The following is a 15,372-nucleotide window of genomic DNA, read 5'->3' as shown; positions in this document are numbered from 1 at the left end:
GCCCCGGGGGGCTGTCCCCACCCCCGGACTCCCACCTCCCGGTGGATCACTCGGGCGCCAGCACCATGGTCGCGGCCGGGCCGCCGTCGAAAAGATCGACGCATGGCAATGAAACAACGACGCAGCACAGCAAGGGCAGTTGTGGCCGGCTCGCTCGTCCTGGCGGGCATCGGCGGACTCGCCGCACCGGCCGCGGCGACCACGAGCGCGAGCACAAACACGAGTGCGAGCACGGGCGCAGCCGTGGGGACGGAGCGGGTGCGGGGCGCGCTCGTCTCGTACGAGTTGCAGCGCACCTTCACGCGGGCGCAGGTCGTCGACGCCCTCACCCCGCACGTGGCGACCGACCAGGTGCGGCACGGCGTGTCCACGTACCTCGTGAAGTACCGGACCGTGGACCACCGGGGCGCGCCCGTCGTGGCCAGCCAGCTCGTCGCCCTGCCCGACAACGGCGACCGGTCCCTGCCGGTCGTGTCCTGGCTGCACGGCACGACCGTCACCAAGACCCACGTCGCCAGCGCGCGCACCGACACCAACGACCACCGCGCCGCCCTGCTGTTCGCCTCGACCGGACGCGCCGTCTCCGCCCCCGACTACGTCGGACTCGGCAAGGACAGCCCCGGCCGGCACCCCTACGGGGACCCCCGCGCCACGGTCGCCGCGGGCGTGGACGGGCTGCGCTCGGCGCGCGAGGCCGCGCGGGACCTGGGCCGGCGCCTGGAGCGGAACGTGCAGATCAGCGGGTTCTCCCAGGGCGGCCCCGCGGCCATGCTGATGGGCCGCGCACTCCAACAGGAGGGCGCCGACCGGTACTTCCGACTCGGTGCGCTCGCGCCCGTCGGCGGGCCCTTCGACCTCAGCACCTTCGAGAAGGCCGCGGCCGACGACGCGGTGGAGAAGTCCGGGCTCTACCTCGCCTACTTCGCCACCGCGTGGAACTGGATGTACGGCGGGCTGTACGACTCCCCGAGCGACGCCTTCAAGGCGCCGTACGACGCCGTCGCCGAGGAGCTCTTCAACGGCGCGTACGAACCGCAGGAGATCCTGGCGAAGCTGACGCCGGCCTCCCGCGACCTGTTCACCCCGCAGTTCCTGGAGAAGGTCCGCAACCCCACCGGAGATCTGGCGCGCCGGCTGCGCCAGCTGGACACCACCTGCGACTGGCGCCCCGAGGTCCCGGTGCGGATCTTCCACGCCAAGGGCGACAAGGACGTCGACTTCGCGCACGCCCGGCACTGCGCGGCGCAGCTGGCGGCGAACGGCGCCGCGTACGGGCTGACGGACGTGGGGCCCTACGACCACAACGGCTCGGTGCGCCAGGCGCTGCCGCAGGTCGTGCGCTTCTTCGACGCGGCGGCCGGCCGGCCGTAGGTCCGTGGGCGCTTGAGCCCTCAGGCCTCCGTCCAGCGGTCCGCCGCCGCGTCGGGCGAGCGGCTACGTCGTGCCGGGCAGGGCCTCCCGCTCGCGCTCCGGCTCCCGCTCGGGCGCCGTGCGCTGGCGGGGGACGAAGACCAGGTGCTGGTGGCCGCGGCGGAGGTCGAGCTTGAGCCGGACGTTGCTCGCCCGGGTGAGCATCACGCCCACGCCGAGGGCCGCCAGCAGGGAGACCAGCCCGCCGGCCGCGAAGCCGATGCGGGGGCCGTACGCGTCGGTGATCCAGCCCACCAGGGGCGCGCCCAGCGGGGTGCCGCCGACGAAGACCATCATGAACAGGCTCATCACCCGGCCCCGGACGGCGGGGTCGGTGGCCATCTGGATGCTGGAGTTCGCGGTCACGTTCACGGTCAGGCCGAACGTGCCGATCGGGACCAGCAGCGCCGCGAAGAGCCAGAAGGACGGGGCGAACGCGGCGACGACCTCCAGGGCGCCGAAGAGGACCGCGGCGCCCACGAGTATCCGCATCCCCGAGGCCCCGCGGCGGGCCGCGAGGAGGGCGCCGGCGAGCGAGCCGATCGCCATCAGGGTGTTCAGCAGGCCGTACGTCTCGGCGCCCGAGTGGTACACCTCGTCGACGAAGGCGGAGAGCCAGATGGGGAAGTTGAAGCCGAAGGTGCCGATGAAGCCGACCAGGACGATCGGCCAGATCAGTTCGGGGTGCGCGGAGACGTACCGCAGCCCTTCGCGCAGCTGGCCCTTGCCGCGCGGCGCCCGGACGGACTTGTGCAGCTCGGAGGTGCGCATCATCAGCAGGCCGACGATGGGGGCGACGAAGGAGAGCCCGTTGAAGAGGAAGGCGTAACCGCTGCCGACCGCGGTGATCAGCACGCCGGCGACGGCGGGGCCGACCAGCCGGGCGGACTGGAAGTTCGCGGAGTTGAGGCTGACCGCGTTGGCGAGCTGGTCCGGGCCGACCATCTCGTTGACGAAGGTCTGCCGGGCCGGGTTGTCGACCACGGTCACCAGGCCGAGCAGGAAGGCCGTGAGGTACACGTGCCAGACCTGGACCTGGCCGGTCAGGGTGAGCGCGGCGAGGGCGAGGCCGGTGAGGGCCATCGCCGACTGGGTGCCCAGCAGCAGGGGCCGCTTGGGGAGCCGGTCGGCGAGCACTCCGCCGTACAGGCCGAAGAGCAGCATCGGCAGGAACTGGAGCGCGACCGTGATGCCGACCGCGGACGCGGAGCCGGTGAGGGTGAGCACCAGCCAGTCCTGGGCGATGCGCTGCATCCAGGTGCCGGTGTTGGAGACGACCTGGCCTATCGCGAAGAGCCGGTAGTTACGGATCTTCAGCGAGCTGAACATGGTGGTAGGGGCAGGTGCGGGGGCGGAATCTGTTCCGGATCCCGTACGCAAAGGTGGTCGCCTCCTCGGCTTGGCTTCTACAGGTGCGCGAGCTTCTCCAGGACCGGGGCTGCGGCGCGCAGCTTCGCCCACTCGTCCTCGTCCAGGCCCTCGGCGAGGGCGGTCAGCCAGGCGTTCCGCTTGCGGCGGCTCTCTTCGAGCATGGCTTCGGCCTGCTCGGTCTGGCTGACGACCTTCTGGCGGCGGTCGTCCGGGTGCGGCTCCAGCCGGACCAGTCCCTTGGCCTCCAGCAGTGCGACGATCCGGGTCATGGACGGCGGCTGGACGTGCTCCTTGCGCGCCAGCTCGCCGGGGGTGGCCGAACCACAGCGGGCGAGGGTGCCGAGCACCGACATCTCGGTGGGGCTCAGCGACTCGTCGACGCGCTGGTGCTTCAGCCGGCGGCCCAGCCGCATCACGGCCGAGCGCAGTGCGTTCACAGCGGCTTCGTCGGGGTCGGGGGCGTCCTCGGGGGAGTCGCCGGACCGACCGCCGGTGGACAGGTCAGACATGTTTGTTAGCTTAACTCATTACTCTGTCTAAATACCAGTCGGTTTCCGCAGGCGCTCCACGGGGCAGCGCCGGGCGGTGTCCGACGAAACCCACAATCACCCGTATGAGTGATACGTAGCCGGAAAGTGACGCACCGGCCGCGGGCGGACGGCGACGCTGACCGCATGGGATCGGGATCGACTGTGTTGAGCCTGCGGATGGACGGCGACCTGCTCGAACGTGTCCGCCGGCACGCCGCGAAACGGGGAATGAGCGTCCAGGACTACGTGGTCCGGACGCTCATTCGGGACGACTTCGACGAACGCTTCAAGGCGGCCGTCGAGGAGACGGAGGAGTTCTACCGCTAACCCTGGCGGAGGGGGCGGGGGCCGGGCTACTTCGCCAGGCCCAGCGCCGGCATCGCGTAGTAGAAGACGAAGACCGCCGACACCACGTACATCGCGACCGGCACCTCCCGGCCGCGCCCGGAGGCCAGCCGCAGCACGCAGAAGCTGATGAAGCCGATGCCGATGCCGTTGGTGATCGAGTACGTGAACGGCATCATCACCATCGCGAGGAACGCCGGCACGGAGACCGTGAAGTCGCTCCAGTCGATGTCCTTGATGGAGCCCGCCAGGATCAGGAAGCCGACCGCGAGCAGGGCGGGCGTCGCGGCCTGCGAGGGCACCATCGTGGCCAGCGGCGTCAGGAAGAGCGCCAGGCCGAACAGACCGCCGGTCACCACCGAGGCCAGACCGGTGCGCGCGCCCTCGCCGACGCCGGCCGTGGACTCCACGAAGCAGGTCGTCGCCGAGGACGAGGTGGCGCCGCCGGAGGCGACCGCGATGCCGTCCACGAAGAGCACCTTGTTGATGCCCGGCAGGTTGCCTTCCTTGTCCAGCAGCTTGGCCTCGTCGCCGACGCCCAGGATCGTGCCCATGGCGTCGAAGAAGCAGGACAGCAGCACGGTGAAGACGAAGAGCGTGCCGGTGAGCAGTCCGACCTTCTCGAAGCCGCCGAACAGGCTGACCTCGCCCACCAGCCCGAAGTCGGGCGTGGCGATCGGGTTGCCGGGCCACTTCGGCGTGGTCAGGCCCCAGGACGGGACCTTCGCGACGGCCTCGATGACCATCGCGATGACCGTCATCACGACGATCGAGATCAGGATCGCGCCCGGCACCTTGCGGATGATCAGTACGAGGGTGAGCAGCGCGCCGAGCACGAAGACCAGGACCGGCCAGCCGACGAGGTGGCCGCCGGCGCCCAGGGTCAGCGGGACGGTGGTGTTCGCGGCGTCCGGGATGCGGGAGACGAAGCCGGAGTCGACCAGGCCGATCAGCATGATGAACAGGCCGATGCCGATCGCGATGCCCTTGCGCAGACTGCGCGGCACCGCGCTCATCACCCTCTCCCGCAGGCCCGTCGCGACCAGCAGCATCACCACGAAGCCGGCGAGGACGACCATGCCCATCGCGTCCGGCCAGCTCATCTTGGGCGCGAGTTGCAGCGCGACGACCGTGTTCACGCCGAGGCCGGCCGCGAGCGCGATGGGGACGTTGCCGATGACGCCCATGAGCAGGGTGGAGAAGGCCGCGGTCAGCACGGTGGCGGTGACCAGCTGACCGGGGTCGAGCTGGTTGCCGTACATGTCCTTCGCGCTGCCGAGGATGATCGGGTTCAGCACGATGATGTACGCCATCGCGAAGAAGGTGGCGAAGCCGCCGCGGATCTCGCGCGGCAGGGACGAGCCCCGCTCGGAGATGCGGAAGTACCGGTCGAGGTTGCCGAGCGGGCCCTTCGGCTGGTGCTGGGGAGCGGCAGTGGATGCCGAGGGGGTCATGCGGTCCTCTTCGGGGTCTTCGGCCTTCAGGGGGCGACTTTTGTATATTCGTACGACTGAAACCAGCCAGTAGCAATCCGTTTCAGTATGAACATATGAAGCAGGGGAATGCTATCTCCGCGCGTAGACCGCCGGTGTCGCCGTACTTCCGGCTCCCCGTGTTCCGGGAAGCGGCGCCCCTGGTCGGAGCCGTGTGCGGGGCCGTGTACGGGGCCGTCCGGGACCCGGCGGGCGGCAGGTCCCCGCCGCCTACACTGATCACATGGCGAAGTGGACCCCCCGGCACGAGGCACCCGAGCCCCTTGAAGGGCCCGTCGTCGCCACCATCACCCTCGGGACGATCATCTGGTTCGCCCTCTTCCTGGTGCAGATCCCCTTCTACAGCTGGTTCGCCGACCGCGATCTGATGTGGTGGGTGTGGACCTGCCTCGCCGGCGGCGGACTCGGGCTCATCGGCATCTGGTACGTCCGCAAGCGGGACGCGGCCATCCAGCGCGCCGAGGCGGCGCGGAACGCGGCGGACGGCACCGACGCCGGCGCCACCGGCACCTGAACCGGCACCGGCACCGGCACCGGCACCGGCACTGCGGGCGGCGCGACCGATACCGACGGCTCGTAGTGCCACGGGACGATTCGGGTCCTCCCACGGTCTGATCATTCGCACCTCCGAAGGGTGCCGGCCGCGCCCCGGCCGTACCGTACGGAACATGACCCAGTCGGCGAGGATGGACACGGACGGCCCCGACGGCTCCCACGGCGCCGTGCCACGACGACCAGGCGCGGGTACGGGACCGGCGACGGGGTCGGATGCGGGATCGGCGCCGGGGTCAGGACCGGCGCCGCGGCCCGACACCGCCGGCGCACGGCGGCCCGCCATCGACGCGGGCGCCGAGCTCGACCCCGTACACCCCGTTCCACCGCCCGCGCCCGCCCCGGCCGTCGGCCTCACCTCCGCCGAAGTCGCCGAACGCGTCGCGCGCGGCGAGGTCAACGACGTACCCGTCCGCTCGTCCCGCTCCACCGCCGACATCATCCGCGGCAACGTCTTCACCCGCTTCAACGCGATCATCGGCGTGCTGTGGGTCATCATGCTGATCGTCGCACCGATCCAGGACAGCCTCTTCGGTTTCGTCATCATCGCCAACACCGGCATCGGCATCATCCAGGAACTGCGCGCGAAGAAGACCCTCGACGGGCTCGCGGTCATCGGCGAGGCGAAGCCGACCGTACGCCGCGACGGACGGCCCACCGCGATCTCCACCTCCGAGATCGTCCTCGGCGACCTCGTCGAACTCGGCCCCGGAGACAAGGTCGTCGTCGACGGCCGGGTCGTCGCGGCCGACAGCCTGGAAGTCGACGAGTCCCTGCTCACCGGCGAGGCCGACCCCGTCCTCAAGCGCCCCGGCGACCAGGTCATGTCCGGCAGCTTCGTCGTCGCCGGCGGCGGCGCCTTCACCGCCACCAAGGTCGGCCGGGAGGCGTACGCGGCCCAGCTCGCCGAGGAGGCGTCCCGCTTCACCCTCGTCCACTCCGAGCTGCGCAGCGGCATCAGCACCATCCTCAAGTACGTCACCTGGATGATGGTCCCGACCGCGATCGGCCTGATCGTCAGCCAACTCGTCGTCAAGGACGCCGATCTGAAGGACTCCATCGCCCGGACCGTCGGCGGCATCGTGCCGATGATCCCCGAGGGCCTGGTCCTGCTGACCTCCGTCGCCTTCGCGATCGGCGTGATCCGGCTGGGCCGCAAGCAGTGCCTGGTGCAGGAGCTGCCCGCGATCGAGGGCCTGGCCCGGGTCGACGTCGTCTGCCTCGACAAGACCGGCACGCTCACCGAGGGCGGCATGGACGTGACGGAGGTACGGCCGCTGGGCGGTGCGGACGACGCGTACGTACGCCGCGTCCTCGGCGCGCTCGGCGCGTCCGACCCGCGCCCCAACGCCTCCCTGAAGGCCATCGTCGAAGCGCACCCCGCGCCTGACGGGCCCGGGCGCTGGCGGACCCTGGAGGCGCTGCCGTTCTCCTCCGCCCGCAAGTACAGCGGCGCGCGCTTCGAGGAGGACGGCGCGGGCCGCACCACCACCTGGCTGCTGGGTGCCCCCGACGTCCTGCTGCCCGCGGACGACCCGGCGCTCACCGAGATCGAGCACCTCAACGAGCAGGGGCTACGGGTCCTGCTGCTGGCCAGCGCCGACGCCCTGGAGGACGCCGACGGCGCCCGGGCGACCGCGCTCGTCGTCCTGGAACAGCGGCTGCGGCCCGACGCCTCCGAAACGCTCGCGTACTTCGCGGACCAGGACGTCGCCGCGAAGGTGATCTCCGGCGACAACGCGGTCTCCGTCGGCGCGGTCGCCGCGAAGCTCGGCCTGCCCGGCGCGGAGCACACGGTCGACGCGCGCACCCTGCCCGGCGACCGCGACGAGATGGCGCAGGCGCTCGACGACGGCGCGGTCTTCGGGCGCGTCACCCCGCAGCAGAAGCGGGACATGGTCGGCGCGCTCCAGTCCCGCGGGCACACCGTCGCCATGACCGGCGACGGCGTCAACGACGTCCTCGCCCTCAAGGACGCGGACATCGGCGTCTCCATGGGCTCCGGCTCGGAGGCGACCCGCGCGGTCGCCCAGATCGTGCTGCTGAACAACAGCTTCGCGACGCTCCCGTCGGTCGTCGCGGAGGGCCGCCGGGTGATCGGCAACATCACGCGGGTGGCGACCCTCTTCCTCACGAAGACGGTCTACTCGGTGCTGCTGGCGATCCTCGTCGTCGTCAGCCAGATCGAGTACCCCTTCCTGCCGCGGCACCTGACGCTGCTGGCGACGCTGACGATCGGGGTGCCGGCGTTCTTCCTGGCGCTGGCCCCCAACAAGGAGAGGGCGAAGCCGCACTTCGTGCAGCGGGTGATGCGGTACGCGATCCCGTCGGGCGTCATCGCGGCGGCGGCCACCTTCACCACGTACCTGCTGGCCCGCTCGTACTACACCGGCCCCGACGCGCTGGACGCGGAGACCAGCGCGGCGACGCTGACGCTGTTCCTCGTCGCCCTGTGGGTCCTCGCGATCATCGCGCGCCCGTACACGTGGTGGCGCCTGCTGCTGGTGGCCACGATGGGCGCGGGCTTCCTGATCGTGCTCGCCGTGCCGTGGCTCCAGGAGTTCTTCGCGCTGAAGCTGGTCGGCACGACGATGCCGTGGACGGCGGTGGGCATCGCGGTGGCGGCGTCCGCGCTGCTGGAGCTGGCGTGGCGGGTGGTCGACCACCGCGGTGCCGCTGCGGCGGGCGAAGCGACGACCACCTGACGCCCCGGCGACGCGCCTCGCCTTCTGCGATGCGATGTACCGGGGCCGCTGCGGTGCGTTGCTGTCTGCGGACCGCGGACCGCGGACCGCGGACCGCGGTGCGCTGATCGCGCCCTTCCGCCCCCTGCGTCCGCAGAGGCCGACGCACCCGCGGGGAACCGGCGGTGAGGTCCCGGAGGAAGGCGCAGCGCGATGACGCGTCACCGGGCCGTGGGGGCGGCCGGCGTGCGTCAGAATGCTCGGGCAGGACGACGAGCACCCCCGGGGGACGCATTGACCGACGGGACGATCACCGCGTGGATCGCCGCAGGCGCGGCCCTCGCCGGCGCCATCGCGGGGGGCGCCGTGACCGGATGGTTCGCCCTCGCCGCGGCCAAGCGGCAGGCGGACGCCGCGTGGGCCGCGGGGCAGCGGCAGGCGGACGCCGCGTGGGACGCCGGCCGGCGGCAGGCGGACGCCGCGTGGGACGCCGGCCGGCTGCAAGCGGAAGCACAGCTCAGGGTCGCCACCGAGACCCTCGACGCCCAGGTGACGGCGGCGCAGCGGACGGTGCGCCGGGCCGCCTACGTGACCTTCCTCGCCGGCACCGACCTGGCCCACCAACGCCGCCAGCAGTGGCTGGATTCGGCCGGTTCGACGAGTGCGGGCGCGCACCGGGACGCGTACCGCGCCGCGCTCCCCGCCGTCCGGGAAGCCCTCAACGTCGTCCGGTTGGAAGGCCCGGACGCCGTCACCGCCGCCGCCGAAGCCCTGGAGCGGGCCCTCGCGGAGGCGGTGCCGCCGGACCGGCACGGACCCGCGCACCGGGCGTTCCTGGACGCGGCGCGAACCGCCTTGTCCCCGCCGCCCCCTGTGGCACCCTGAGGCCGTGAAACCGCTTGAGGTGTCCTACGAGCACGTGTCGGACGGGACGACCGTCGTGAGCGTCGAGGGGGAGGCCAGCGTGTACACCGCGCCGTGGCTCCGTGCGGCGCTGAACGACCTCATCCACCAGGGGCACGTCCGACTGGTCGTCGACCTGGGCAAGGTGGACTTCCTGGACAGCACCGGCCTCGGCGTCATCCTCCGCGGTGTGAAGCACTGCCGGGCTCAGGGAGGTGCGTTGGTGGTGGTGATCACCGAGGCCCGGGTGGGGAAGATCCTGCGGACCACGGGCCTGATCAAGGTCATCCCCGAGTTCACCACCGTCGCCCGGGCGATCGAGGCGCTGGCGCGCGTGAAGCGCCCGGTGGAACCGACGTGACCGCCCAGCCCCCGCCCCAGGGCCCGGCTCCGGACGACGACGCCGCGCCCGTTTCGTACGAGCACCTCTCCGAGCGCGTCACCGTCGTCCGGATCGGCGCCGACCCGACCGACGACGGCTTCGACGTGTACACCGCGCGCCCGGTGCGCGCCGTCGTGGCCGATCTGCTCGGCCAGGGCAGGAACCTGCTGGTCTTCGACCTGACCGGACTGGCGATCGTCGACTCGACGGGGCTGGTCACCCTCGTCCGCGTGAGCCGGCTCCTGCGCGCGCACGGCGGCGAGCTGGTCGTGGTCGTGACGGACAAGAGGACCCTGTCGATCTTCCGCATCGACGGCCGTACGAGGGGCCTCACCCTGTGCGCCGGCGTCGAGCGGGCCGTCGAACTCCTGGAGCGGCGGGGCGCGGAGCGTTCCGCACGGATCGTCACCCCGCCGGCGGGATAGGCTCGGCCGCGCGGACGGACCACCGCTCAGGGAGGCGACGGATGCCGAGCGGCGAGGACTCCGCCCCGGGGGCGGCAGCCGCGGACGGTACGGCCCGATCCGACCTTCCCGTACCGCCTCTGACGCCCCCTCGACTGCCCCCGGGCGCGCTGCGCACGCTGAAGCGCCGTCTGCACGCCCTCTACCGGGCCGCCGGTACGCCCCCGACCGCCCGACTCGTCGCGCTGGCGGCCTCGCACCCGTCGGGCGACGGCATCACCGAAGCCGCCGTCACGCGGACGTTGGGCTCGACGGACCACGGCTCGCTCCGGGACGCCGTGGCGCTGGCGGCGGCCCTGGCCGGGCAGGCGGGCGGCGACCGGGCCGCGGTCGCGGCGGAGGTGCAGGCGCTGTGGCTGACGGCGGAACAGGCGCGTACGCCTCCGGTGCGGACCGCGGCCGAGTGGGACGCCGTCGCGCTGGGGGTCCACCCCGCCCCCGGCCCCGACGCCACGTCCCGCCCGTCGCTGACGGAGTACGTCGAGCGCCCGCACGACGGGACGCTGCGCCAGCGCCTCGCCCACGCGGCGACGGCCCACGGCTCGGTGTTCGTGCTGCTGGTGGGCCGTTCCGCCACGGGCAAGACGCGGGCGGCGTACGAAGCGGTACGGGCGACGGTGCCCGACTGGCCCGTACTGTTCCCCACCGACGCCGACCAGTTGACCGGCTGGATCGACGAGGACGGCATCGACCCCCGGACCGTGCTGTGGCTCAACGAGACGCAGCGGTACGTGAGCGGTGCGGCCGGCGAGAGGGCGGCCCGCGCGCTGAACGACCTGCTGGACCGGGTCGCGCCGCTGGTCGTCGTGGGCACGACGTGGCCCGAGCACGTGCGCCGGCTGACCGGCGGCGGCCGGGGCGACGGTCAGGAGACGTTCCATGCCCGCTCGTTGATCGTCGGCCGGCACGCCGCGGTCGGCGTGCCGGACACGCTGTCGGCGGACCTCCCCGAAACGGTGCGGGCCGCCGCCCGTGACCCGCGGCTCGGCGCCGCGGTGCGCGCGGCGGGCGCGGGGCAGCGGGTCCTCCAGCACCTCACCGTGGGGCCGGAGTTGGTGCGCCGGTGGGAGGACGGCCCGGACCACTGGTTCACGGCCGCCGAACACGCCGTCCTCACCGCCGCCGTCGAGGCCCGGCGCCTGGGGCACACCAGCGCGGTCACCCCGCACCTGCTGATGCACGCGGCAGCCGCCTTCATGGACTCCACCGCGCGGGCCACCGCCGGCGACGACTGGTTCGAGACCGCGATCGAGGCGCTGACGTCCACGGCCGACGGCCCCGGCGCCCTGGTCGCGGACCGCCACGAGCCGGGCGTCGGCAAGGCCGACGGCTACCGCCCCGACGACTACCTCGAACAGCACGTGCGCCGGGCGCGGGCCCACCTGGCGCCCCCGGCCGGCTTCTGGGAGGCCGGGCAGTGGGCCCGGACCGGTGACGACGCCTACGCCCTGGGACGGGCCGCCGCGGAACGACGCCGCTACGCCGCCGCCGGCGCCCTGTACGAACGGGCCGTCGAGCTGGGCAGCGAGTTGGCCCGCGCCGCGTGGGCCGTGCTGAGGGAGACGACCGACGGCCCGGCGGCGGCCGAGACCACCGCCGGATCCTCCGCCCCGGCCTGGTCGGCCCTCGCCGTCGCGCGGGAGGAGGCGGACGCCCCCGGCGCCTGCGCCGCCTACCGCCGGGCGGCCGAACTGGGCGACGCCTGGGCCTGGGCCGCCCTGGCCCGCCGCCGGGACGAGGACGGCGACCGTGCGGCGGCCGATGCCGTCGCCGACGAAGCGCTCGCGGCCGGACACCCGCTGGTGTGGCGGGCCTTGGGCCGCATGCGTACGGCGGACCCGGCCGCCGCGGCCGAGGCGTACGCCCGGGCCGTCGCCGCCGGCGACGACTGGGCCCACCTGGGCCTCGCCCGGCTCGCGGAACGCACCGGCGACCACCCCGCCGCGATCGCCCACGCCACCCGCGCGGCGGCCTCGGGAGTCGTGGCCGCCTGGGCCGAACTGGTGCGCCTGCACTGGGCCGGCGGCGACGGGGACGCGGCCCGGGGCGCCGCGACCAGCGGGGCGCAGGCCGGCGCCGCCGAGGGCTGGGCGGTGCTGGCCGGCCTGCGCGCCAGGGCCGGCGACCCGTCCGGAGCGGCTGCCGCCCACCGCGAAGCCGCGAAGCTCGGCGTCACCGCGGCGTGGCGGGAACTCGCCCTGCTGGCCGACGCGGACGGCGACACCGCCGCTGCGGAAGAGGCCGCCGCCCTGGCCGCCCGCGCCGGCGACGCGGAGGGCTGGACCGCCCTGGCGGCGGCCCGCTGGTCCCGCGGTGACGCCGCCGGCGCGGAACGCGCCGCGGCGGAGGCCGCCCGCACGGGCGACGTCGAGGCGTGGACCGCGCTGTCCAGGGCCCGGGAAGCGGCCGGCGACCCCGCGGGCGCGGAGCGCGCCGCCGACTCCGCCGCCGACCACGGCTCCCCGGCGGCCTGGTCCGCCCTGGCCCGCATCCGCGAGCGCGCCGGCGACCGCGACGGGTCCCGACGAGCCGTGTCCCGGGCCGTCTCCCTCGGTGCGCTGGACGCCTGGACCGCACTGGGCCGCGTACGCGAAGCCCTCGGCGACACCCCGGCAGCCGAACGCGCCTACCACCGCGCCGCCACCACCGGCGACCCGGACGCCCACGCCCTGCTCGGCGCCCTGTACCAAGCAGCCGCGCGCCTCCCCGAGGCGCGATCCGCCTACCACATGGCCATCAACGCGGGCCTTCCCGACGCCTGGGGCGCCCTCCTCTCCGTGCTCACCCCTCGCCCCCACGCCGCGGCAAGCCTCCGCACGACGGGCCTCCCCCCGTAGGCCCGATCTGCTTCGACGACTGCCCCCCAGACGAGGCGGACGAGGTGTTCGAGGCGGTGGAGCGTTCCTTGTCCTGGCCGAACTGCGGTCGCCCCCGACGAGATGCGTCGGTTTCGGGCCGGGCCACGCAGCGCACCGGTGCCTGAACGTGATCGTCAGCCGACGCGACGGCCACCCCGCGCACGGCACCGCCCTTCGGGCGGCTGGCGCCACATTCCGGACACGTCCCAGGAAGGGCGTGAGTGCCTGCCTTCGACGACACCGAAACGCGCCATGGAAATCAGCTCGATCGAGAATCTAGCCGGTATGACCAATTCCCATACCCAGTGCTAGACAGTGATATCGGACTCCCCGTACCGTCCATCTCGCGTCGCCGGAATATCTGACCTCCATTCAGGCGGCGAGGAAGAAAGTCGAACCATCCGTGCCCTGCTGCATCCAGGGGTGCGAAGCAGTTGATGGGGGATGGGTACGGCGGCTCCATTCCGCCATGCCCAGCTCCCCTCGCGAACAGAGCTGTAGAACCTTTTTGACAATGCGTCAGTAAGGCTGAAGCGCGCCGTCGCGCAGTGCGGGTCCTCCCGCGCCGCCCGACGGCACATCGACCAGCGAGGGAAAGGTAACTCCGATGAAGTCGAAGAGAACCGCCATGGCCAGCGTGATCGCCGGGGCCTGTCTGACGGGCGCCCTGGCCATGACCGGCGCGACGCCGGCGAGCGCCGCGCCCGCAGCGCCCGCCGACTGGCGTGACTGTCCCGCCAACTCCGTGTGCGTGTGGGACCACAGCAACTACACCGGCGCGTTCCTGGCCGGCGGCGTGAACGTCTCCAACGTGGGGCCGACGCTGAACGACCGCACGACCTCCTTGTGGAACCGCAGCGGGTCTCGGATCTGCTTCTACCAGCACTCGAACTACGGCGGGGAGGTCCTCGCGAGCGTGGCCCCCGGTGAGTCCCGTCCCAACATCGGATCGCACGCCAACGACCGCATCTCGTCCTGGGGAACCTGCTGACCATCGGTTAGCCGGGTGACCTGATCACCACCCGTCACACCGCGCGGGGCGCCGCCCGCACCACGGCGACGCCAGCAACCCCGGATGGAAGGCCGCGGCGGCCACGCCAGGACCGCCGCGGCCTTTCGCGTGCCCGCAGGTGCACGACCCGGGGGCCGCGCGCCCCACCCCGCTGGTGGTCCCTGCACGTACCGGCGATTCATCCGGTTTCCCGGAGCTGGCCGGAATGAAGAGAACGGTGACGATAAACAAGACAGGGAACACGCGCCGGTGCGCGAGGTGAATGAAGGTGGAGTCTCGGGCGCGGTGAATGCCACCGTGATCCGGTCGAAAGCAACTCTGTCATGGACCCGTTACGGTGCCCGAAAAAGCATCGAAGCCCCGAAGGAATTTCCCCTGGAAGCCCCCTGTGTGCCCTAAAGGGCACAGGGAGAGGGATGGTGCGAACGGCCCCGCCGGACCGCGGTCCCCCATGAATTCTGCCCCGGGGCTAAGGAAGGTCCTAACCCCGCGAGCCCGTCGGCTGTCGCGGCACTCCCGCTCCCAGCCTCATCAACCCCAAATCATCGCCCCAGTCGTCCAGCACCGGGCCGTGCCCCCACCCGCGCGCCTGCGGCTCCAACTCCGTGAACAGGCGGCGGATCGCCGTGGGGGCCGACGGGGTCAGGACCTCCGCCAGCAGGGGGACCAGGTGGTCGTGGGACCACTCCGGGCGGCTCAGCGGATGGTGGCGCAGTTCCCAGGAGAGGTACTTGTTGTAAGGGCGCACCCGGTTGTGGAGGGCGAAGACGTACGTCAGGAAGTACGGGACCGCCTCCGCCGCGTCCAGGCCCGCCGCCAGCACCTGGCCGTCCCGCGCGCTCTTCACGCAGCGGTACGCGCTGTTCAGGAACGCGTCCAGGAAGCCGGGCGCCAGCGTCGCCGCCTCCTCGCGGGTCAGGGCGCCCTTCGCCGTGACCAGTTCGCCGATGAGGCCGTCCGCGGTGTCCTTCTCGACCTTGGCGTGGGCGAAGGCGTAACGGTTCCACTCGGTGCCCGAGCCGGACAGCGCGTGCGTGCGGAACTCGGCGAGCGGCAGGACCATCACGTCCAGCAGGGCGTCCCGGCGGGCCAGCGCCGGCAGCGGGCCGCCGTCCTCGACGACGAGGTACACGTCGTAGTCGGAGCGTGCGGTCGCGACACCGTCACGGGCCCGGGAGCCGCTGAGCACGAGCCCGAGGACCCGGCGGTCCCGACGCACCCGGTTCAGCAGTGCGGCGTACTCCTCTGCGGCGGAGGTTGTAGGAGTCACCGGGCCAGCCCATCACGGCCCGCCGCCCGATCCAACCCGTTTTCACCCACCAAACATGCGCAGGATTCCGCGCGGGAGTCCGCACGGCCACCCGCACG

13 protein-coding genes are annotated in these 15,372 nt (G+C 72.7%); 9 read left to right on the top strand and 4 right to left on the bottom strand.

The window, feature by feature from the left end:
• Nucleotides 1-141 precede the first annotated feature (141 nt).
• Nucleotides 142-1,371 carry a hypothetical protein gene (locus AB0E05_RS10990; protein WP_361961641.1) on the top strand — a complete coding sequence of 410 codons (1,230 nt, stop codon included), beginning with the start codon at nucleotides 142-144 and terminating at the stop codon, nucleotides 1,369-1,371.
• 63 nt (nucleotides 1,372-1,434) lie between these two features.
• Here AB0E05_RS10990 and AB0E05_RS10985 read toward each other — a convergent pair whose 3' ends face one another.
• Together AB0E05_RS10985 and AB0E05_RS10980 are read right to left on the bottom strand one after the other, a co-directional pair.
• Entirely contained in the window at nucleotides 1,435-2,739 is a 1,305-nt protein-coding gene (locus AB0E05_RS10985) for an MFS transporter (RefSeq protein WP_361961639.1), read from the bottom strand.
• 77 nt (nucleotides 2,740-2,816) lie between these two features.
• Entirely contained in the window at nucleotides 2,817-3,194 is a 378-nt protein-coding gene (locus tag AB0E05_RS10980; protein ID WP_361536922.1) for a MarR family transcriptional regulator, read from the bottom strand.
• 261 nt (nucleotides 3,195-3,455) lie between these two features.
• Between AB0E05_RS10980 and AB0E05_RS10975 the strand changes: the two genes are divergently transcribed.
• Nucleotides 3,456-3,638 carry a ribbon-helix-helix protein, CopG family gene (locus AB0E05_RS10975; RefSeq protein WP_361961637.1) on the top strand — a complete coding sequence of 61 codons (183 nt, stop codon included), beginning with the start codon at nucleotides 3,456-3,458 and terminating at the stop codon, nucleotides 3,636-3,638.
• A 26-nt stretch (nucleotides 3,639-3,664) separates the two neighbouring features.
• Here AB0E05_RS10975 and AB0E05_RS10970 read toward each other — a convergent pair whose 3' ends face one another.
• Nucleotides 3,665-5,110 (bottom strand): NCS2 family permease, encoded by a 1,446-nt coding sequence (locus AB0E05_RS10970; RefSeq protein ID WP_361961635.1) that lies wholly within the window; start codon nucleotides 5,108-5,110, stop codon nucleotides 3,665-3,667.
• Nucleotides 5,111-5,372: 262 nt separating this feature from the next.
• On the opposite strand from AB0E05_RS10970, the gene AB0E05_RS10965 reads away from it, so the two are divergent.
• The 7 genes from AB0E05_RS10965 to AB0E05_RS10935 all read left to right on the top strand — a co-directional run bounded on the left by AB0E05_RS10965 (nucleotide 5,373) and on the right by AB0E05_RS10935 (nucleotide 13,983).
• Nucleotides 5,373-5,663 (top strand): DUF2530 domain-containing protein, encoded by a 291-nt coding sequence (locus AB0E05_RS10965; RefSeq protein ID WP_361961633.1) that lies wholly within the window; start codon nucleotides 5,373-5,375, stop codon nucleotides 5,661-5,663.
• Between the two features lie 154 nt (nucleotides 5,664-5,817).
• Entirely contained in the window at nucleotides 5,818-8,406 is a 2,589-nt protein-coding gene (locus AB0E05_RS10960; RefSeq protein WP_361961631.1) for an HAD-IC family P-type ATPase, read from the top strand.
• A 273-nt stretch (nucleotides 8,407-8,679) separates the two neighbouring features.
• A complete protein-coding gene (locus tag AB0E05_RS10955; protein ID WP_361961629.1) occupies nucleotides 8,680-9,270 on the top strand; it encodes a hypothetical protein in 591 nt (196 codons plus the stop codon).
• 4 nt (nucleotides 9,271-9,274) lie between these two features.
• Nucleotides 9,275-9,649, top strand: a complete 375-nt coding sequence (locus tag AB0E05_RS10950) for an STAS domain-containing protein (protein ID WP_361961627.1) — start codon at nucleotides 9,275-9,277, stop codon at nucleotides 9,647-9,649.
• The gene (locus AB0E05_RS10945; RefSeq protein ID WP_361961625.1) at nucleotides 9,646-10,095 is read left to right on the top strand and encodes an STAS domain-containing protein; all 450 of its coding nucleotides are present in this window, start codon (nucleotides 9,646-9,648) and stop codon (nucleotides 10,093-10,095) included. Before AB0E05_RS10950 ends, AB0E05_RS10945 begins: the two co-directional genes overlap by 4 nt.
• Nucleotides 10,096-10,136: 41 nt before the next feature.
• Nucleotides 10,137-12,971 carry a hypothetical protein gene (locus tag AB0E05_RS10940; protein ID WP_361961623.1) on the top strand — a complete coding sequence of 945 codons (2,835 nt, stop codon included), beginning with the start codon at nucleotides 10,137-10,139 and terminating at the stop codon, nucleotides 12,969-12,971.
• A gap of 628 nt (nucleotides 12,972-13,599) precedes the next feature.
• Nucleotides 13,600-13,983 carry a peptidase inhibitor family I36 protein gene (locus tag AB0E05_RS10935; protein WP_361961621.1) on the top strand — a complete coding sequence of 128 codons (384 nt, stop codon included), beginning with the start codon at nucleotides 13,600-13,602 and terminating at the stop codon, nucleotides 13,981-13,983.
• A gap of 502 nt (nucleotides 13,984-14,485) precedes the next feature.
• Here the strand turns inward: AB0E05_RS10935 and AB0E05_RS10930 are convergent.
• A complete protein-coding gene (locus AB0E05_RS10930) occupies nucleotides 14,486-15,274 on the bottom strand; it encodes a hypothetical protein (protein WP_361961619.1) in 789 nt (262 codons plus the stop codon).
• Nucleotides 15,275-15,372: the final 98 nt, after the last annotated feature.

The sequence above is a fragment of the Streptomyces sp. NPDC048057 genome, assembly GCF_040653095.1.
GTDB lineage: Bacteria > Actinomycetota > Actinomycetes > Streptomycetales > Streptomycetaceae > Streptomyces.
The sequence above is the reverse complement of the archived record's forward strand: the minus strand, read 5'-3'. Positions and strand labels throughout refer to the sequence as shown.

Excerpts from the sequence above, each read along its gene's own strand:
- AB0E05_RS10985 (WP_361961639.1), bottom strand. The coding sequence starts at position 2,739 with ATGTTCAGCTCGCTGAAGATCCGTAACTACCGGCTCTTCGCGATAGGC.
- AB0E05_RS10980 (WP_361536922.1), bottom strand. The coding sequence starts at position 3,194 with ATGCGGCTGGGCCGCCGGCTGAAGCACCAGCGCGTCGACGAGTCGCTG.
- AB0E05_RS10975 (WP_361961637.1), top strand. The coding sequence starts at position 3,456 with ATGGGATCGGGATCGACTGTGTTGAGCCTGCGGATGGACGGCGACCTG.
- AB0E05_RS10970 (WP_361961635.1), bottom strand. The coding sequence starts at position 5,110 with ATGACCCCCTCGGCATCCACTGCCGCTCCCCAGCACCAGCCGAAGGGC.
- AB0E05_RS10965 (WP_361961633.1), top strand. The coding sequence starts at position 5,373 with ATGGCGAAGTGGACCCCCCGGCACGAGGCACCCGAGCCCCTTGAAGGG.
- AB0E05_RS10960 (WP_361961631.1), top strand. The coding sequence starts at position 5,818 with ATGACCCAGTCGGCGAGGATGGACACGGACGGCCCCGACGGCTCCCAC.
- AB0E05_RS10940 (WP_361961623.1), top strand. The coding sequence starts at position 10,137 with ATGCCGAGCGGCGAGGACTCCGCCCCGGGGGCGGCAGCCGCGGACGGT.
- AB0E05_RS10935 (WP_361961621.1), top strand. The coding sequence starts at position 13,600 with ATGAAGTCGAAGAGAACCGCCATGGCCAGCGTGATCGCCGGGGCCTGT.